Source organism: Nakamurella alba (assembly GCF_009707545.1).
GTDB lineage: Bacteria > Actinomycetota > Actinomycetes > Mycobacteriales > Nakamurellaceae > Nakamurella > Nakamurella alba.
This window is the reverse complement of the sequence record NZ_WLYK01000001.1, coordinates 1,587,235-1,604,858: the sequence shown is the minus strand read 5'-3', so window position 1 is coordinate 1,604,858 and position 17,624 is coordinate 1,587,235. Positions and strand designations below refer to the sequence as shown.

Below are 17,624 nucleotides of genomic sequence, written 5' to 3'. Positions count from 1 at the left end.
CGTGCGCTCAGATCTCGTCCGGCACCGGCGGCGGGGTGTCCACGCCGGTCAGCTCGGCGATCACCGAGTCCAGCTCGTCCGGTTTGATCAGCACCTCGCGGGCCTTGGACCCCTCGGAGGGCCCGACGATGCCGCGGGTCTCCATCAGGTCCATCAGCCGGCCGGCCTTCGCGAACCCGACGCGCAGCTTGCGCTGCAGCATCGAGGTGGATCCCAGCTGCGAGGTGACCACCAGGGTGACCGCCTCGACCAGCAGACCGAGGTCGTCGCCGATGTCGGCGTCGACCGACTTGTTCGGGTCGGCCTTCGCCTGGGTGACGCCGTCGGCGTACTCCGGCTCGGCCTGGGTCTTGGTGAACGCGACGATCTCCGCGATCTCCTCGTCGGAGACGTAGGCGCCCTGGATGCGCAGCGGCTTCCCGGCACCCATCGGCAGGTAGAGCCCGTCGCCCATGCCGATCAGCTTCTCCGCGCCCGGCTGGTCCAGGATGACCCGCGAGTCCGTCAGCGACGACGTGGCGAACGCCAGCCGCGACGGCACGTTCGTCTTGATCAGGCCGGTGACCACGTCGACCGACGGCCGTTGCGTGGCCAGCACCAGGTGGATGCCGGCGGCCCGCGCCTTCTGCGTGATCCGGACGATCGCGTCCTCGACGTCCCGCGGCGCGGTCATCATCAGGTCGGCCAGCTCGTCGATGATCCCGAGGATGTACGGGTAGGGCCGGTAGACCCGCTCCGAGCCGGGCGGCGTGGTGATGTCACCGGAGCGCACCTTGCGGTTGAAGTCGTCGACGTGCCGGACGCCGTGCGCCAGCATGTCGGTGTACCGCTGCTCCATCTCCTCCACCAGCCAGGCGAGCGCGGCGGCCGCCTTCTTCGGCTGGGTGATGATCGGCGTGATCAGGTGCGGGATGCCCTCGTACGGCGTCAGTTCCACCATCTTGGGGTCGATCAGCACCATCCGGACCTCGGCCGGACTGGCCCGCTGCAGCAGCGAGACCAGCATCGAGTTCACGAACGACGACTTGCCGGACCCGGTGGCGCCGGCGACCAGCAGGTGCGGGGTCTTCGCCAGGTTCGCGGTGACGAACCCGCCCTCGACGTCCTTGCCCAGACCGATGACCAGCGGGTGCTGGTCCTTGCGCGCGTCCGGGGCGGCGAGCACGTCACCCAGCCGCACCATCTCGCGGTCGGAGTTCGGCACCTCGATGCCGACCGCGGACTTGCCCGGGATCGGCGCGAGCAGCCGGACGCTGTCGGTGGCCACCGCGTAGGCGATGTTGCGGGTGAGCCGGGTGATCGCCTCGACCTTCACGCCCGGGCCGAGCTCGACCTCGTAGCGGGTGACCGTCGGGCCGCGGGTGAAGCCGGTGACGGCGGCGTCGACCTTGAACTCGGAGAGCACACCGTTGATGCGCTCGATCATCTCGTCGTTGGCGCTGGACCGGGTCTTGGGCGGCGGGCCGAGCTTGAGCAGCTGGACCGGGGGCAGCTTGTAGTCGCCTTCGGCACCGTCCAGCGTCAGCTGTGTCGGCTCGGCGGGCGGCGGCGTCGGATCGGCGACGGCCGGCTTGACCACCCGGCGGAGACGGCCGACCGGGATCTCCTCGGTCGGCGCCGTCGCGGCCACCACCTCGGGGCTCGGCACGATCGGCACCGGGCCGGTCGGCAGGTCGGCGGTGTCCAGCGCGTCGGCCGCACCGACCGGATGCCCGTCGCTGCCCTGCCTGCTGCGGGACGGCCGGCGCAGCCGGGTGGTCGCGGTCAGATCGACGTTCTCGTCGAGGTCGACCGGCGCGCCGTCCAGGTAGTCGTCGTGCTCCCCGGCCGGTGCGGCCTTGCGGGACCGCGGCCCGCGGCCGGAGGTGTCGTCGAGAGCAGCGGCGTCGTCCTCGTCCAGCCACTCGTCGTGCTCGTCGGTGACCCGCTCGCCGCGCAGCACGGCCAGGCCGTGCCGGGTCCAGCCCGGGATGTCGCGGATGGCGATGCCGGTGACCAGGAGCAGTCCGAACAGGCCCAGCAGCACCAGCAGGGCGACCGCGACCGCGGTGCCCAGCCCCTGGCGGAGCGGGGTGCCGAGCAGCCAGCCCAGCGCCCCGCCGGCGTCCTTGCGCAGCGCGGTCGAGTCGGCGCCCGGTGACCCGAGCGACGACAGGTGCACCGCCTGGAAGATGCCGGTGATCGAGAGGACCAGCGCGGCCGAGCCGACGATGCGTCGGGCGCGGTGGTCGGGATCGGGCTCGGTGCGCATCAGCACCACGGCGGCGATCACCAGCAGTGCCGGGACCAGCACACCCGGCACGCCGAACCACACCAGCACGGCGTCCCTGGCCAGGCTGCCGACGATGCCGGCGCCACCGAACCAGGTGCCGATGATGCCGATCAGCGCCAGCGCCAGCAGTCCCAGCGCGAGACCGTCCCGGCGGTGGGCGGAGTCGATGTCCCGGGCGGCGCCGGCACCGCGGCCGACGGCCCGCACCAGGTGGCCGACCCCGCGGGCGATGAGCCGCCAGAGGTGCGCGACACCCCGGCCGAAGCCCTGGATGCCGCGGACGAACGGGGACGGGCCGGTGCGCTTCGGAGCCGGCGGCCGACGGTTCTGCGGAGCGGGTGGGCGCCGGGTGCCGGTGCGTGGGCGTCGGGTGGCGGGAGCACCCTTCGCCGAGGATCGGCCGGCGGCCGGCGCCGAGCGGGTCGTGCCGCCGCGCGGTGCTGCCGCGCGCTGACCGGAACCGGTGCTGCGGGCGCGTGTTCCGGCACCGCTCCGGCTCGTGGTGGCCGCGCCCCGGGAACCCCCGGTCGATGACGATCGAGGGCGCGCTGAGGCAGAGGTCTTACCGGCCATGCCCCAACGCTAGTCGTCAGGTCCCAGCAGTCACAGGCGCCACACCGATCACTCCCGACCCGGTCGCGGTACCTGCTCCGACTCCAGGACCCGCGGCAGCGCCAGATCGACGTCGGTGCGGGCGGCGAGCCGGGCCATCGTCTCCAGGCTGACGTCGACCCGGTCGACGATCGACGGCAGCCGCTTCACCGGTCCGTCGAGCGGCCGCCAGAACCGGTCCCAGTGGACCGGCCGGACCACCCGGGCGCCGACGGCGCCGGCGGTGGCGGCCCAGTAGTCCTCCCGCCACTCCTCCCGCTTGCGGCCGATCGCCCCGATGCCGAGGTAGAGCAGCTCCGCCAGGTACCCCTCGAGCCCGTCGGGCACGGCACCTGCGCTGCCGTGAACCAGCACCCGCCCGGCCGGGTGAGCGATGTGGAAGCTCCAGCAGCCGCCGGTCCGGTAGTCCTTCGCCCGGGCCGGCGGTACGACGGGAGCGGTGATCTCCCCCGGCGCGCGGTCGCCCGCGCTGTGCTCCGCCCGGATCGGGGTGACGGTGAAGGCCCCGGCCCGCAACGGTTCTCCGTCGACCAGGTCGGCGAAGGGCCGGTCACCGAGGCCGTACCCGATCTGCACCTGCCGGGTCGACGGCGAGCCGGCGAGCACCGCGCCGGTCAGGTCGGCGACCACCGGCGCATCCAGCACGTGGTCGACATGGGAGTGCGAGACCAGCACCGCGTCCAGCCGGTCCACCCGCAGCCGGTCCAGCGCCCAGCGGATCCGCTCGTGATCGGGCGCGACGCGGGTGAGCAACCGGCGCAGCGGCGGCCGGCTGAAGAAGCCGTCGACCAGCACCGCGGACGACCCGTCCGAGACGAGCACGGTGGACACCCCGGCGAAGACAGCGGTCAACATGGGTCCACCGTGTCAGGCCGACGTCTCCCGGTCGAACCGAACTCCGGGGAGTCAGGCTCCGGAACGACGCTGCGCCGGCAGCAGCCCACCGTCGACCGGCAGGCCGGTGTCGTCGCGGACGCAACGGATCCGCCGGCGGTCGGCCTCCAGTTCGACCGCGACGTTGACCCGGCGCTCCGCGGAGCCGGCGAAGACCAGGCAGGCACCGGCGACGTCGCCGCCGTGGTGGTTGCGCCGGGACCAGGTGACCAGCCGGCCGCGGACCAGGTCCTGGAGTTCGTTGCAGGCCCAGGGCGAGACGAGGTGCACCCGGGCGCCGGCCGCGGCACAGGCCGCCGCGAACACCGCGCTGCCTGCTCCCCCACCGAAGACGACCACCCGCTCACCGGCCAGCGCGACGCCCGCCGGCACCTCGACGCTCACCGGTCCACCGAGCTCGACAGCACCGCGCTCATCGCCACCGTGCCCAACAACACCGCAGTCATCGACACCGTGCTCGCCAACAACGTGCTCATCGCCACCGTCCCCGGATCACCGATCTCTGTTCAAGATCGTGATCCCGGGAACGGCACGCCGGGTGTCGCCCGTGTTACCAGCAGGTACCGCGATGTCCGGAACGACCGGAATCAGCGGTGCCGGTCTCGGCATCGAGCGCGTCGACCGCAGGACCGGCGGACGTCCACGCGGGACGACCCGCCCGCCCGCGGCTCACACCGCCAGCACCGTCGGCACGATCATCGGCCGGCGGCGGTACGTCTCGCCCACCCACTTGCCGACCACCTTGCGCACGGCCTGCGCGACCCGGTGGGTGTCGGTGATGCCGTCGGCCTCGAGCTGGGCCAGCTCGGCCTCCACCAGCGGGACCACCGCGGACAGCGCCTTGGGGTCGTCGGAGAAGCCGCGACCGGACAGCGTCGGCGAGGCGACCGCCCGGCCGGTGTGCCCGTCGATGGCCACGGTGATCGCGATGAACCCGCCCTCGCCGAGGATCAGCCGGTCGGACAGCGTGTTCTCGCCGACGTCACCGACCGCGTTCCCGTCGACGTACACCATGCCGACGTCCACGTGACCGGCGATCCGGGCCCGGCCACCGGACAGGTCGACGACGGTGCCGTTCGGCGCCAGCACCACCCGGTCCTGTGGGACACCGGTCAGCACGGCCAGTTTCGACTGCGCCCGCAGGTGCCGCCACTCGCCGTGCACCGGGATGACGTTGCGCGGCCGGACCGCGTTGTAGAGGTACAGCAGCTCGCCGGCCGAGGCATGGCCGGACACGTGCACCTTCGCGCTGCCCTGGTGCACGACGGTGACCCCGAGCCGGGAGAGCTCGTTGATCACGGTGAACACGCTGGTCTCGTTGCCCGGGATCATCGAGCTGGCCAGGATCACCGTGTCGCCCTCGGTGAGTGCGACGTTGCGGTGCTCGCCGCGGGACATCCGGGACAGCGCCGAGAGCGGTTCGCCCTGGGACCCGGTGGAGATCAGCAGCACCTGGTGCGGCGGCAGCTCGAGCACCTTGTCCAGCGACCGGACCAGTCCGTCCGGCACCGTCAGCAGCCCGAGCTCCTGGGCGATCTGCATGTTGCGCACCATCGACCGGCCGACGAAGGCGACCTTGCGGCCGTGCTTCTCGGCGGCGTCCAGCATCTGCTGCACGCGGTGCACGTGCGAGGCGAAGGACGCGACGATCACCCGCTGCCGCGCAGAGGCGATGAAACCGTCCAGCACCGGCCCGATCTCGCGCTCCGGCGAGACGAACCCGGGCACTTCGGCGTTGGTCGAGTCGACCAGGAACAGGTCGACCCCCTCGTCGCCGAGCCGGGAGAACCCGCCGAGGTCGGTCAGCCGGCCGTCCAGCGGCAACTGGTCGAGCTTGATGTCACCGGTGTGCAGCACGGTGCCGGCCGGCGTCCGGATGCCGACCGCCAACGCGTCCGGGATGGAATGGTTCACGGCGAAGAACTCGAGATCCCAGTCGCCGACCCTGCGCCGCTCGCCCTCGGTGACCACCTGCAGGTTCGGGGTGATCCGGTGCTCCCGGCACTTCGCGGCGATCAGCGCCAGCGAGAACCGCGCGCCGATCACCGGCAGGTCGCGGCGCAGCCGGAGCAGCCAGGGCAGAGCGCCGATGTGGTCCTCGTGGCCGTGGGTGATCACGACGGCGTCGATGTCGTCGATCCGGTCCTCGACCAGCCGCAGGTCCGGCAGGATCAGGTCGACGCCGGGCTGCGCGTCCTCGGGGAACAGCACGCCGCAGTCGAGCACCAGCAGCCGGCCGTTGTACTCGTAGACCGTCATGTTGCGGCCGATCTCGCCGATCCCGCCGAGGGCGACGACGCGCAGCGTGTCCTTCGCCGCCGGCCGGGGAGCCACCAGGTTCTGGCCACGGCCCCGGTCGCCGGAACGGTCCCCGCCGCGGTCACCCCGGTCCTGCGGGCGGCTCATCGCAGCGGCCCGATCTCGTCGAGGTCCGCGGCGATCTGCTCGGTCTGCTCCGGGGTGGCCGGGATCTGCGGCAGCCGCGGGTCGCCGACGCCGAACCCGCGCAACCGCAGCGCCGCCTTGGCGAACACCAGCCCGGCGCCGCCGCCGGTGCGGGACATCGCCCGGTGCACCGGCATCAACGCGGTGTGCAGCTCGCGCGCGCGCACGAAGTCGCCGGCGGCAGCCGCGTCCACCATGGCCCGCAGGTACGGCCCGACCACGTGCGAGACGATGCTGACGAACCCGGCCGCACCGACGGCGAGCCACGGCAGGTTCAGCGGGTCGTCGCCGGAGTAGTAGGCGAGGTCCGAGCCGCTGATGACCTTGGACCCGGCGTACAGGTCGCCCTTGGCGTCCTTCACCGCGGCGATCCGCGGGTGCTCGGCCAGTCGCAGCAGGGTGTCGGGCTCGATGGCCACCACGGACCGGGCCGGGATGTCGTAGAGCATGACCGGCAGGTCGGAGGCATCGGCGACGGAGGAGAAGTGGGCGACCAGACCGGCCTGCTGCGGCCGGGAGTAGTACGGGGTGACGACCAGAAGGCCGTGCGCACCGGCCTTCTCGGCCAGTTTCGCCTGGTGCACGGAGTGCGCGGTGTCGTTGGTCCCGGCCCCGGCGACGATCGTCGCGCGGTCGCCGACGGCGTCCACCACGGCGCGGATCAGCGCGACCTTCTCGTCGTCGGAGGTGGTCGGCGACTCGCCGGTGGTGCCGTTGAGGACGAGTCCGTCGTGGCCCTCGTCGACGAGCTTGGTCGCCAGCGCGGCCGCGGTGTCCAGATCCAGCTCGCCCCCGGCGGTGAAGGGCGTGACCATGGCGGCGAGCACCGTGCCGAACGGCCGGCCGGGCCGTCCGGACGGTCCGGCGTACAAGGAAGTCATGCCCCTGAACCTACCGTCCGCCGCCGTGCCCGGATCGCAGGGACGGCCCCGCTCACATCACCCGTTGGACGCGGTCGAGAGCCGCCACCGCGTCGGGATCGCCGGCCAGGTCCACGTCGGCCGTGCGGCGGCCGGCCAGCCAGAGGATCAGGTCGACCAGGGAGCCCGTGAGCTCGGCGACCGGGCCGCCGGCGCGCAGGGCCGCCGAACCGGGCTCGCCGGGCGGCGCATCGGTGATCCGGACCAGCACGCCGACCCCGGCCTTGCGCAGCGGGCGGCCGATCAGCGGGTTGTCCAGGATCTTCCGGGCCTGGGCCCAGGTCCCCGGCGGTAACGTTCGGGGGCCGAACCCCGGCGTGCCGCGCCGCAGGTCCTCGTGGTGGATCAGCATCTCGGCGCCGTTGGTCAGTTCGTCCAGCGGGCCCCAGCCCATCGGGTTCCACCCGGGCGGCCCGGACCGGAACTGCGCCACCTTCTCCGCCCACGGCCTGGATCCCACAGCCTGCTCGACCTTCGCGGCGTGCCCGCGCAGAGCCGGCACCAGCATGCCCGCCGCGGCGTCCGGCCGGCGTTCCCGGACCAGCAGGTGGGTGAGCAGGTCGGCGCTCCGCCAGCCCTCGCAGAGGGTGTCCGGGTCCGGCCCGACCTCGTCGAACAGGTCGGCGAGGGCGGCGCGTTCGCTGTTGGCCAGGCTCATCCCCCGACCCTACGCACGGCGACGCAAGGACGACGCAAGGCGGGGGTGCCAAGGTGGGCGCATGCACACCGATCCGCCCGCAGATCCGGCCGCGCCGCACTTCCGCCCGCTGACCCCGGGCGACGCCGCGGTGGTGCACGAGCTGCACGGCGACCCGGCCACGAACCGGCACAACCCGTTCGGTGCCTCTCCGGACCGGGCCGCGAGCGCTGCCCTGCTCGACGGCTGGCTGGAGCACCGGCGCGCCTACGGGTTCGGCTACGACCTGGCGGTGGTGGACGGACAGGTCGCCGGCATCTGCGGTGCGCGGCACGACGTGTGGCGCTCGCTGCCGGTGCTGAACCTGTACTGGCGGCTGCTGCCGGAGTTCCAGGGCCGCGGGCTGGCACCTGCGCTCGGCCGGCACGCCCTGCGGATGGCGGCGGCCGCCGGAGGCGGTACTCCCGTGGTCGCCCGGATGCTGGCCGGGAACACCGGCTCCCGCCGGGTGGCCGAGCAGCTCGGGCTGCATCGCCGGCCCGACCTGGACGGTCCCGGGCACGGCGCCGACTGGATCCTCTACGCCGACCTGCCGACCGCCGCCGAGCGTCTCGCCGTGGCCCTCGGCACCGCCGGACCACGATGACCGCTGCCGGTGCCCCGGCCAGGATCAGGTTCCTGGTCCTCGGACCGCTCCAGGTGCTGATCGACGGCCGTGCCGTCGAACTGGGGCCGGCCCGGCGCCGTGCGCTGCTCGCCGCCCTGCTGGTGCAACCGGGACGCACCGTGGGGCTGGAGACCCTGGCCGACCGGGTCTGGAGCGGGGACCCGCCGGCCAGCCCGGCCGCCACCCTGCACGCCTACGTGTCCCGGCTGCGGTCCGCGTTGCGCTCCTTCGACACCGACGGCACCGAACTGCCGTCCCCGCTCCGCACCGCGGCGCCCGGCTACCTGATGGACATCGCGCCGGACGACCTGGACGCGCACCGGTTCGGCACGCTGGTCGACCGCGCGCGGGAGCGGTCCACCGGAGGCGACACCGCGTCCGCCCGCGCCGCGGTGTCGGAGGCCCTGGCCCTGTGGCGGGGCCGGCCGTACGCCGACGTCCCGGCCCGCTTCGCCGAGCTGGAGTCCGACCGGCTGTCCTCCCTGCACGGCGCGGCGCTCGAGCTCTCCGTGCGGCTGGACCTGGCCGACGGCAGCACCGCCGGTCTGGACGACCGGATCCGCACCCTGCTCCCGGACCACCCGCTCCGCGAAGGGCTGCATGCCGCCCTGCTGCTCACGCTCTACCGGACCGGCCGCCAGGCCGAGGCACTCGCCCACTACGCGGTCGTGCGCGGGATGCTCGCCGACGAGCTGGGTGTCGATCCCGGCCCGGAGCTCCGGCGGATGCACGAACGGATACTGCGGCAGGATCCCGGCCTGCTGCGCACCGATCCGCCCGCCGTGACCGGGGCGCCAGGTCCCACACCTGCCGGACCGGTCCGCACCGGTCCGACCCCGGTGCCGTTCGGCGGGCCGGACGCCATCCGCCCCGCTGCCGCTCCGCCCGCGGCAGCGCCCGGCGCACCTGCCGCAGCCGCACCTGCCGCAGCCGCAGAGTTCGTAGCACTGCATGCAGCAGCCTCCGCAGCGCCGGCCACGACGTTGCCCCCTGCAGTGGCCGGCCCGCGGATGCTCGGCCGGGATCGCGAGCTGGCCGTCGCGGAGACGGCAGTGCAGCGTGCCCGCGCCACCGGACCGGCCGGGATCGCACTGGTCGGCGAGGCCGGCATCGGCAAGACCCGGCTGGCCGAGGAGGTCGCGGACCGCGCCGCCCGCGACGGCGCCCTCGTCGCGTGGGGCCGGTGCTGGCAGCACGAGGGCGCCCCGGTGCTGTGGCCGTGGATCCAGGCCCTGGAGTCGCTGGCCGCTCGGGTCGACCCGGCGGTGCTGGCTGCGGCGGCGTCAGGACGCGGGGGTGGTATCGCCGCGTTGTTGCCTCATCTGGGGACCGCGCCGACGGGTGGGCGCCCGATCGATCTCGCCCAGGTGCAGCTCTACGACGCCGTCGCCGGCTTCCTCACCGGACTGGCCACCGACCGGCCGGTGCTGGTGGTGCTCGAGGACATGCACTGGGCGGACCGGGCCAGTCTGGACATGACCGAGTACCTGCTGGCCAACACGCCGGCCGGCGTCCGGCTCGCCGTCCTGGTGACTGTGCGCTCGCCCACCGAGGACTCCTCCCGCGCGGGTACCGAACTGCTCACGGCACTGACCCGGTCCGGCCGTACGGACCGGGTGGACCTGCGTGGCCTGTCCGGCGAGACCATCCGGCAGTACGTCGCCGCCCGCACCGGGTCGGTGGTGGACGACGCCACCGCCGCGGCCCTGGCCGACCGCACCGGCGGCAACCCGTTCTTCCTCGGCGAACTGGTGCGTTTCGTGGTCACCGACGACGATCCGGGCGCCGACCGTACCGGGAGAGCCGATGTGCCGGAACGGGTCCCGGACTCCATCCGCGAGGTGGTGGTCCGCCGGCTCGAGCGGCTACCGGAGCAGGACCGGGCGGTGCTGCGCTGCGCGGCGGTGGTCGGGCGCACCTTCGACCTCGACCTGCTCGCCGCCGCCTGCGACCTCGGCGAGGACGCCGTCGACGAGGCGGTGGACCGGGCCACCGCCGCCGGCATCGTCGTGTCCGATCCGGAGGACGCGACCCGGCACCGGTTCGTGCACGCCCTGACCCAGCAGTCGCTGCTGGAGACGACCGGACCGGCCCGGCTGCGCAGGCTGCACGGCCGGGTCGCGCAGGCCCTGGAGCGTCGCGGGCAACCGGTCACCGCGGCCGGGGCCGAGCAACTCGGCTACCACCTGGCGTCCTCCGGTGGCGAGGACGCGCTGCGGCGGGCGATCGCCCTGCACCTGGACGTGGCGCACCGGCTCACCGGGCACGGGAACCTCCCCGGTGCGGAGTCGTTGCTGCTGCGTGCCCTGGAACTGACGGCCCGGATCGACGGCGAGCCCGGGCAGCGCGCCGAGATGACGGTCCGGGTCCGGCTCTGCGCGCTCTACATCGACGCCTCCGGGCCGGCGTCACCCGCAGCGACGGGCCAGCGCCTGCGGGCCCGCGCGCTCATCGACCGGTTCGGCGGGCCGCTCGACGTGCTGGCCGGCCACCAGGCGGCCTGGGCCACTGCGGTGATGGCGGACGACCTGCGCACGGCCGCGTCGCTGGCGGAGGAGATGACCGCGGCGGCCGAGGCATCGGACGACGACCTGATGCGGTTCGCCGCCCGCCTCTGCCGCGGGCAACTGTTGATGCATCGTGGCGAACCGGTCGGGGCCATGGCGGAGTTCGACCTCGCCCGGGGGTACGGGCCGGTGCTCGACGACGTGCCGGCCGGCGTCTTCCCGCTGCAACCCCGGTTGTGGGTGGCGGTCTGGCGGGCGACCGCCGCCGCGGTGCTCGACGACACCGGTGCACTCACCGACGAACTCGCCGGGCTGCGGGACCTGCTGCCGACCGCGTCGGAGCCGACCGCGGCCTACGTCGACACCATGCTCGCGAACCTGCACGCGCTGCGGGACGATCCGGTGGCGACGCTCTCGCACGCCCGGCGCGCCCGGGACCGGATGGTGGAGTTCGGGGCCGGCGAGGCCGTGGCCTTCGTCGACGTGCTGCTGGGATGGGCCCGCGGCCGGTGCGAGCCGGGGGTCGGGCCGCACGCCGTGCTGCAGGCCGTCACGGCCTCACTGACGTTGCCCACCATGGCCTTCCGGCCGATGATGCGCGGGCTGGCCGCCGATCTGCTCATCCGGTCGGACCGCTGCGCGGAGGCACTGCGGATGCTCGATCTGGCCGAGCAGGACTCGATCGACACCGGCGACCGGCTCGCCGCCGCGGAGACGAGCCGGCTGCGCGCGCTGGCGCTCGGCGCGCTCGGCGACAGCGACGGAGCTGCAACAGCTCTCGAGGCCGGCCGGCGGATCGCGACGGACCAGGGTGCGGCACTGTTCCTCCGCCGCACCCTGGTCATACCCGTGGTCGCGGGCTCAGGGTCGCAGGCTGCGGGTCAGAGGTTGCCGCCGGCGGCGGCAGGTGCGGACGCGTCCTGACCGGCGTCGCCGACGACCTCACGGGCCAGGAAGTTCTCCACCTCGAACCAGTCGTCACCCGCGCGCTCGGCGATGGTCAGCAGGGTGGTCATGGAGGCGACCTCCTCCACCTGCTCGGAGAGGAACCAGAGCATGAACTGCTCGCCGAGGAAGTCGGCCTCGGAGCGGGCGGTGGCGAACAACGCCTTGACCTGGTCGGTGACCGCCTTCTCCTGGGCCAGCGCGACGCCCACCGCGTCGGCGATGTCGGTGAACTCGCCGCGGACCTCGTCGACGCCGGGGATGGTGACCGGCAGGTCCCGGTCGAGCATCCACTGCACCATCATCATGGCGTGGTTCCGCTCCTCCACCGACTGGCGGTAGAAGTGGGCCGCCATCTGCGGCAGGTCGCGCGCGTCGAACCAGACCGCCATCGCGACGTACTGCTGGCTGGCGTTGAACTCGTTACGGATCTGCGCCTGCAGCAGATCGGCGAAGGCGGTGGAGCTGTGAGTGGTGGCCGGGATGCTCATGCATCCAGCCTAGGGCCCGCCTGCGAGGGCAACCGCGCCAGGCCCTGACGCCACCCTGACGTCAGATCAGGGTCGACATGACGCCACTCAGGGTTGAAATGACGTCAATGTGGTGTCACAGTGGTGTCATGGACCTCACCCCCTACATCGACCAGCTCCGCGAGGACCTGGTGGCAGCAGCAGCGGTCGGGGACGAGCAGATCCGGCGCGCCGCGTCGGTGCTCGCCTCGGCGATCGAACCGAGCACCCGGCTCGCTGTGATGAACGCCCTCTCCGACCTCGCCGCCGAGGTGACCGGTGCGCTCGACGACACCACCGTCGACATCCGGCTGGCCGGCCGCGACGTCAAGGTGCACGTCACCCGGCACGAGGCCGCCGCGGCCGAGGTGCCGGCCCCGGCCGCCGGGCCGGACGGCGCCGCGTGGAACGACCCGGAGTTCCGCGAGCGCTTCGGCGACAAGGCCGAGGAGCTCCGCAAGGCACTCGGCGACGCGAGCGGCGAGCTCTCCCGCACCACGGTCCGGATGTTCAACGACCTCAAGGCGCAGGCCGAGCAGGCCGCATCCGACCAGGGCGTCTCGCTCAACACCTACATCCAGCGGGCCGTGTCCGAGGCGCTCTCCGGCGCGATGCCGCCCGGCGGCTTCCCCGGCGCGAAGGGCCCGCGCGGCCCCGTCGGGCCGGGTCGGTCCGGCCGCGGCGGCCGCACCGTCACCGGCTACATCCAGGCCTGACCGGCCGCATCCGACAGCAGCGAAGAAGAGCAGAGAAGACAGGACAGCACCATGCAGACCTTCCTCACTCCCGAACCGGTCGTCCTCGAGCTGCGCAACGCCGCGGGCGAGATCCACGTCGACCTCACCGACACCACCGTCACCACGGTCGATGTCACCTTCACCGGCAGCCGCCGCGGCGGCTTCGACGACATGCTCGGCGAGCTGTTCCGGTCCTGGAACGGCCGGCGCGGCGGCAGCTGGTCGCCCTTCGCCGACGGCCCCGGCGCCTCCGACACCGCCGAGGGCGGCACCACCACCGCCGAGCACGCCGGACCCGACCCGGTGGACCAGGTCCGGGTCGAGCACCGGCCGAGCGACGACGGGCCCGACGTCCTGGTGGTGGACACCGATCCGGCCCGCGAGGGTCGCCGCGGCGCCTTCGTGGTGCGGGTCACCGCACCGCTGGACTCCGGCGTCCGCATCCGGTCCCAGTCCGCGCCCGTCACCGTGACCGGCCCGGCCGACCGGGTCGAGGTGCGCAGTGCCTCCGGCGACGTCCGGCTCGCGCACACCCGCGGCCGCACCGTCGCGCAGACGGCCTCCGGCGACGTCTCGCTGGAGAGCTCCACCGGTGACGTCGACCTGCGCTCCGCGTCCGGCGACGTCCGCGTCGGCCGGGTCGAGGGCGCCGCCGTGCTGCACAGCACCTCGGGCTCCGTGCGCATCGACGAGGCCGGCGGCGACGTTTCGGTCCGCAACGTCTCCGGTGACGTCCGGGTGGGCGATGCCGTCGCGGGCAAGGCCGAGATCCACGCGGTCAGCGGGGATGTCGAGATCGGCGTGCACGCCGGCTCGGTGGCTCGGCTCGATCTGCGCACCGTCAGCGGTCGCACCGACACGGACTTCGAGGTGCGCGACGAGCAGCCCGCCGCGGACGCACCGCAGCTGGACATCCGGGTCAAGACCACCTCGGGCGACATCCGGCTCCGCCGCGCCGCCTGAGACCAGGGACCCGACCGGCTCAGACCAGCACCGCCAGACCGCCCCGCCGTGGATCCGCGGCGGGGCCGTCGGCGCCGATCATCGCCGCGCCGCCGAAATACGGCTTCGCGGCGTCCCACTCGACGACCGCGTCACCGGCCGCCCGCAGCGCCCCGGCGGTGCCGGCCGGGAACCCGGGCTCAAGGTGGACCACCCCCGGTCCGACCGCCAGCCGGGGCGCGGCGACGGCGTCCGCGGTCGACAGGCCTTCCAGCAACATCCCGGACAGCACCTGCACCAGGGCGGACCGGATACGGCTGCCGCCGGCCGCACCACCCGCCGCCACCAGCCGGCCGTCCCGGTCGGTGACCACGTGCGGCACCATCATCGACGGCATCCGCAGGCCGGGGTGCAGGTCGCCGCGCAGCAGCTCCCCCTCGCCCAGCATCGAGTTGCCGTGAACGCCGCTCACCCAGATCCCCGATCCCAGGCCGAGCGAATGCGTGGCGGCACAGGCGTTCCCGTACCGGTCGACGGCCACCACGCTGGTCGTTTCGGTGCGCTGCAGCGGCGCCCGCAGGGCCGACACCAGCGCCGCCGCCCGCCGCGGGCCACCCGCGCGGATCTCCGCCGCCGACAGCGCGGCCAGCGTGCCGGCGAAGTGGTCCAGGTCGTTGCCGCGCACGTGCACGACCGCGTCGCCGACAGCCGCGGTGGCCACCGGCAGGTCGGCCACCCGGTAGGCGGTGAGGTCGTCGGCGGACAGCGCCCCGCCGTCCGCGCGGACGGCCGTCACCAGGGCGGCGCCGGCGCCGCCGTGGGTGAACACCTCCGGACCGCCGGTGAGGTAGGCGTCCAGCGTCTCCGCCAGGCCGGGGTGCAGCAGGTCCTCACCGGCCGCCAGCAGCCGCCGGTCGCCGCTGCCGTCCGGTCGGGTGTAGCTGTGCACGCCGTCGCCGAGCACCATCGCGGCCCGCACCTCCGGCAGCAACTCGGCATGCGCAACGCTGAAGGGCACGCCGATCGTCGCCAGATCCCGGGCCGGCGTGACGATCTCGGCCCACGGCAGGTTGCCGAACCGGTGGTGCAGGGCGGCCACCCCGGACGGTGTGCCGGGCACGGCGACGCTCGGCCCGCCGACCGCGTACGGCACCGGCACGTCACCGAACACCACCTCGATGTCCCGGGCCGGCGCCGGGATCGTGCCGTCCAGCCCGGGCACCGAGACGAAGAAGTCCAGGCAGTGCACCGAGCGGTCGGCCGCGGTGTAGACGGTGGCGAACCCGCCACCGCCGAGCCCGGTGAAGATCGTCTCCGCCACGCATCCCGCGAGCACCATGGCGGCGGCCGCATCGGCGGCGTTCCCGCCGCGCCGCAGCACGTCGGCGCCGACGGACGCCGTCGCCGGGTGACCCGCGGCCACCCCCGCCGGCACCGGTTGCAGCCGCCCGCCCATCGACATCGCCGCAGGGTATCGCCCCCTCGCGCCACGGGCCCGCGCCACCCGGTGGTGTGCCGTGCCGGGCGGGCTGAACATCGGCCTGATCCCACCCGTACAGACCGACACCAGTGACCGGCAACACACCACGGAGGGATCCCACCATGAACAGCACCGACCGACCCGAAACGCCGACCGGCCTCCGGATCCTCCGGAAGCTCGCGGCAGGGACCGCGCTCGCGGCCGCGGCACTCGTCCTCGCAGCGTCCCCCGCGGCCGCCGCCCCGATGGCCGGCGGCACCGCCACCACCGGCGAGAACGTGGTGCGCGGAGCCGGTTCCGGCACCGCGGAGGCAGAGGTCGATCCGGGGACCGGCGCGATCGAGGTGACCGCCCGGGCCACCGGCGGCAACGGTCTGCCGATCGCGCTCCCCCTGCTGGGCAGCACCACCTCCGCGGGCGCCCAGGGGCAGGTGGCCAGGAGCCTGGGTGTCGTCGGGCCCGGCACCTACCGGGTCACCGTGACCTACCAGCTGGCCGACACGTCCGGAACCCGCACCGGCACCGCCGCGTCCACCGATGTCCGGCGCACCACGGTCGCGGGCTTCGACTGTGCCTTCGAGTGCGCCGGCAACCAGCAGCAGATCCGTTTCGAGACGCTGCCGTCCGGATCCACCACCGTCAGCACCTCGATCCTGCTGACCGTCCCGGACGGGCGCACCGAGTCCGTGCGCGCCTCGGCCAACGTGTCCGCGACAGCGACGGCCACCGGTCGTGGCAGCGCCGCCACCGTCACGGCGTCCGTCGACGGGGTGACCTTCGAGCTCACCCGGCTCTGACCCGCACCGCCGCCCGGGTCTCCCGGTGCAGGTTGCCGCGCTCCACCACCTCGATCTCCGGAAGCTCCAGCCAGTCGGCCATCCGGCGCAGCTCGCGGGCCGCGGTGGTCGCGGCGGTGGCCGGGTCCGCCCCTGGCTCGAGCCAGGACGCCTGCACCAGCAGCCGGCCGGTCGCCCGGTCGGCCTTCAGGTCGAAGCGGCCGACCAGCTCGTCCCCGGCCAGCAGCGGGAAGACGTAGTAGCCGTACTCCCGCTGCGGGGCCGGGGTGTAGATCTCGATCCGGTACCGCATGCCGAACAGCCGCTCGGTGCGCTGTCGCTCCCAGACGAGCGGGTCGAACGGGCAGAGCAGCGCACTGCCCTGCACGGTGCGCGGGCGGCGGGCCTCCGCGTGCACCCACGCCACGGATCGCCAGCCCGGCACCTGCACCGGCTCCAGGATGCCGTCCGCAGCCAGTGACGTCACCGCCGCGGTCGTCGCCGCCACCGACATCCGGTAGTAGTCGGCCAGATCCTTGACGGTGCCGATCCCGTGCGCGCGGGCGGCGCGCTCGACCAGCACCCGGTGCGCCTGCGCCGGGTCCGGCACCGACACCTCGAGCAACGACGGCGGCAGCACCCTTTCCAGCAGGTCGTAGTGCCGCTCGAACCCGCGGCGGTAGGCGGTGCCCAGCAGGCCGGCCGAGAACAGCGCCTCGCACGCCTGTTTCGCCTGCGACCACTCCCACCACCCGGGTTTCCCCTTCACCCCGGTGGTCAGCACCTCCTCGATCTGCCCGGCCGTGCTCGGGCCGCGTTCGGTGACCACGGCGAGCACGTTCTCCAGCAGGCCCGGGTGTTTCGCCCGCATGCCGGCGGCGTTCTTGCTGCTCCAGTGCCGCCGCTCCCACCGCAGCATCGGGTGCAGGTCGACCGGCACCATCGAGGCCTCGTGCGCCCAGGTCTCGATCAGCGTCCGGCGCTGCGGCCGGGTGGTCCAGACGGACTCCTCGAGGAACTCCACCGGGTACGGGCCGAGCCGCGCCAGCAGCGGCAGCCGGTGCGCCCGGGACAGCACGTTCACCGAGTCGATCTGCAGCAGACCGAGCCGCTCCACGGTCCGGCGCACCGTGCCCCGGTCGATCCGGGCCGGCGCCTTCGCCCCGTCCAGCTGCTGGGCCGCCACGGCGATCCGGCGTGCCGCGGCGGCGCTCATCGTCGGCGGGACGGTCATGGGTGGCATGCTGCCATCACCGTCCGACACCCGCCGCGACGGTGCAC

Annotated in this window: 14 protein-coding genes; 5 read left to right on the top strand and 9 right to left on the bottom strand. The window is 73.9% G+C overall.

Translation table 11 applies throughout. From position 1 onward, the window contains the following. Nucleotides 1–7: 7 nt before the first annotated feature. The 6 genes from GIS00_RS07285 to GIS00_RS07260 all read right to left on the bottom strand — a co-directional run bounded on the left by GIS00_RS07285 (nucleotide 8) and on the right by GIS00_RS07260 (nucleotide 7,801). The gene (locus GIS00_RS07285) at nucleotides 8–2,845 is read right to left on the bottom strand and encodes an FtsK/SpoIIIE family DNA translocase (protein ID WP_154767530.1); all 2,838 of its coding nucleotides are present in this window, start codon (nucleotides 2,843–2,845) and stop codon (nucleotides 8–10) included. A 48-nt stretch (nucleotides 2,846–2,893) separates the two neighbouring features. Then, entirely contained in the window at nucleotides 2,894–3,739 is an 846-nt protein-coding gene (locus tag GIS00_RS07280; protein WP_154767529.1) for an MBL fold metallo-hydrolase, read from the bottom strand. Nucleotides 3,740–3,790: 51 nt separating this feature from the next. Continuing rightward, entirely contained in the window at nucleotides 3,791–4,162 is a 372-nt protein-coding gene (locus GIS00_RS07275) for an NAD(P)-dependent oxidoreductase (RefSeq protein WP_154767528.1), read from the bottom strand. Nucleotides 4,163–4,447: 285 nt separating this feature from the next. After that, entirely contained in the window at nucleotides 4,448–6,184 is a 1,737-nt protein-coding gene (locus tag GIS00_RS07270; RefSeq protein WP_154767527.1) for a ribonuclease J, read from the bottom strand. Next, nucleotides 6,181–7,104, bottom strand: coding sequence for a 4-hydroxy-tetrahydrodipicolinate synthase (gene dapA, locus GIS00_RS07265; RefSeq protein ID WP_154767526.1), 924 nt, complete (start codon nucleotides 7,102–7,104; stop codon nucleotides 6,181–6,183). Before dapA ends, GIS00_RS07270 begins: the two co-directional genes overlap by 4 nt. 52 nt (nucleotides 7,105–7,156) lie before the next feature. Beyond that, complete coding sequence (locus tag GIS00_RS07260; RefSeq protein WP_154767525.1) at nucleotides 7,157–7,801, bottom strand: TIGR03085 family metal-binding protein; 645 nt, start codon at nucleotides 7,799–7,801, stop codon at nucleotides 7,157–7,159. Between the two features lie 61 nt (nucleotides 7,802–7,862). Between GIS00_RS07260 and GIS00_RS07255 the strand changes: the two genes are divergently transcribed. Continuing rightward, nucleotides 7,863–8,426: a GNAT family N-acetyltransferase gene (locus tag GIS00_RS07255; protein WP_154767524.1), complete on the top strand. Its 564-nt coding sequence runs from the start codon at nucleotides 7,863–7,865 to the stop codon at nucleotides 8,424–8,426. Beyond that, entirely contained in the window at nucleotides 8,423–11,878 is a 3,456-nt protein-coding gene (locus GIS00_RS07250; RefSeq protein ID WP_154767523.1) for a BTAD domain-containing putative transcriptional regulator, read from the top strand. Before GIS00_RS07255 ends, GIS00_RS07250 begins: the two co-directional genes overlap by 4 nt. On the opposite strand, the gene GIS00_RS07245 is transcribed toward GIS00_RS07250, so the two are convergent. Further along, on the bottom strand, nucleotides 11,836–12,390 hold the full coding sequence (locus GIS00_RS07245; RefSeq protein ID WP_154767522.1) for a ferritin: 555 nt from the start codon (nucleotides 12,388–12,390) through the stop codon (nucleotides 11,836–11,838). The genes GIS00_RS07250 and GIS00_RS07245 overlap by 43 nt on opposite strands. 128 nt (nucleotides 12,391–12,518) lie before the next feature. Here GIS00_RS07245 and GIS00_RS07240 point away from each other — a divergent pair, with 128 nt between their 5' ends. After that, a complete protein-coding gene (locus tag GIS00_RS07240) occupies nucleotides 12,519–13,124 on the top strand; it encodes a toxin-antitoxin system HicB family antitoxin (RefSeq protein ID WP_154767521.1) in 606 nt (201 codons plus the stop codon). 51 nt (nucleotides 13,125–13,175) lie between these two features. Further along, nucleotides 13,176–14,108, top strand: coding sequence for a DUF4097 family beta strand repeat-containing protein (locus GIS00_RS07235; protein WP_154767520.1), 933 nt, complete (start codon nucleotides 13,176–13,178; stop codon nucleotides 14,106–14,108). Between the two features lie 19 nt (nucleotides 14,109–14,127). Here the strand turns inward: GIS00_RS07235 and GIS00_RS07230 are convergent, their stop codons facing one another. Beyond that, complete coding sequence (locus GIS00_RS07230; protein WP_230312907.1) at nucleotides 14,128–15,549, bottom strand: gamma-glutamyltransferase; 1,422 nt, start codon at nucleotides 15,547–15,549, stop codon at nucleotides 14,128–14,130. A gap of 140 nt (nucleotides 15,550–15,689) precedes the next feature. On the opposite strand from GIS00_RS07230, the gene GIS00_RS07225 reads away from it, so the two are divergent. Then, nucleotides 15,690–16,364, top strand: a complete 675-nt coding sequence (locus GIS00_RS07225) for a hypothetical protein (protein WP_154767519.1) — start codon at nucleotides 15,690–15,692, stop codon at nucleotides 16,362–16,364. Here the strand turns inward: GIS00_RS07225 and GIS00_RS07220 are convergent. Next, nucleotides 16,351–17,577 carry a winged helix-turn-helix domain-containing protein gene (locus GIS00_RS07220; protein WP_230312898.1) on the bottom strand — a complete coding sequence of 409 codons (1,227 nt, stop codon included), beginning with the start codon at nucleotides 17,575–17,577 and terminating at the stop codon, nucleotides 16,351–16,353. The genes GIS00_RS07225 and GIS00_RS07220 overlap by 14 nt on opposite strands. Nucleotides 17,578–17,624 lie beyond the last annotated feature (47 nt).

What these genes read in the sequence shown, in the direction of transcription:
- GIS00_RS07285 (WP_154767530.1), bottom strand. Translation starts at nt 2,845, where the DNA reads ATGGCCGGTAAGACCTCTGCCTCAGCGCGCCCTCGATCGTCATCGACC.
- GIS00_RS07280 (WP_154767529.1), bottom strand. Translation starts at nt 3,739, where the DNA reads ATGTTGACCGCTGTCTTCGCCGGGGTGTCCACCGTGCTCGTCTCGGAC.
- GIS00_RS07270 (WP_154767527.1), bottom strand. Translation starts at nt 6,184, where the DNA reads ATGAGCCGCCCGCAGGACCGGGGTGACCGCGGCGGGGACCGTTCCGGC.
- dapA (WP_154767526.1), bottom strand. Translation starts at nt 7,104, where the DNA reads ATGACTTCCTTGTACGCCGGACCGTCCGGACGGCCCGGCCGGCCGTTC.
- GIS00_RS07260 (WP_154767525.1), bottom strand. Translation starts at nt 7,801, where the DNA reads ATGAGCCTGGCCAACAGCGAACGCGCCGCCCTCGCCGACCTGTTCGAC.
- GIS00_RS07255 (WP_154767524.1), top strand. Translation starts at nt 7,863, where the DNA reads ATGCACACCGATCCGCCCGCAGATCCGGCCGCGCCGCACTTCCGCCCG.
- GIS00_RS07250 (WP_154767523.1), top strand. Translation starts at nt 8,423, where the DNA reads ATGACCGCTGCCGGTGCCCCGGCCAGGATCAGGTTCCTGGTCCTCGGA.
- GIS00_RS07245 (WP_154767522.1), bottom strand. Translation starts at nt 12,390, where the DNA reads ATGAGCATCCCGGCCACCACTCACAGCTCCACCGCCTTCGCCGATCTG.
- GIS00_RS07240 (WP_154767521.1), top strand. Translation starts at nt 12,519, where the DNA reads ATGGACCTCACCCCCTACATCGACCAGCTCCGCGAGGACCTGGTGGCA.
- GIS00_RS07235 (WP_154767520.1), top strand. Translation starts at nt 13,176, where the DNA reads ATGCAGACCTTCCTCACTCCCGAACCGGTCGTCCTCGAGCTGCGCAAC.
- GIS00_RS07230 (WP_230312907.1), bottom strand. Translation starts at nt 15,549, where the DNA reads ATGTCGATGGGCGGGCGGCTGCAACCGGTGCCGGCGGGGGTGGCCGCG.
- GIS00_RS07225 (WP_154767519.1), top strand. Translation starts at nt 15,690, where the DNA reads ATGAACAGCACCGACCGACCCGAAACGCCGACCGGCCTCCGGATCCTC.
- GIS00_RS07220 (WP_230312898.1), bottom strand. Translation starts at nt 17,577, where the DNA reads ATGACCGTCCCGCCGACGATGAGCGCCGCCGCGGCACGCCGGATCGCC.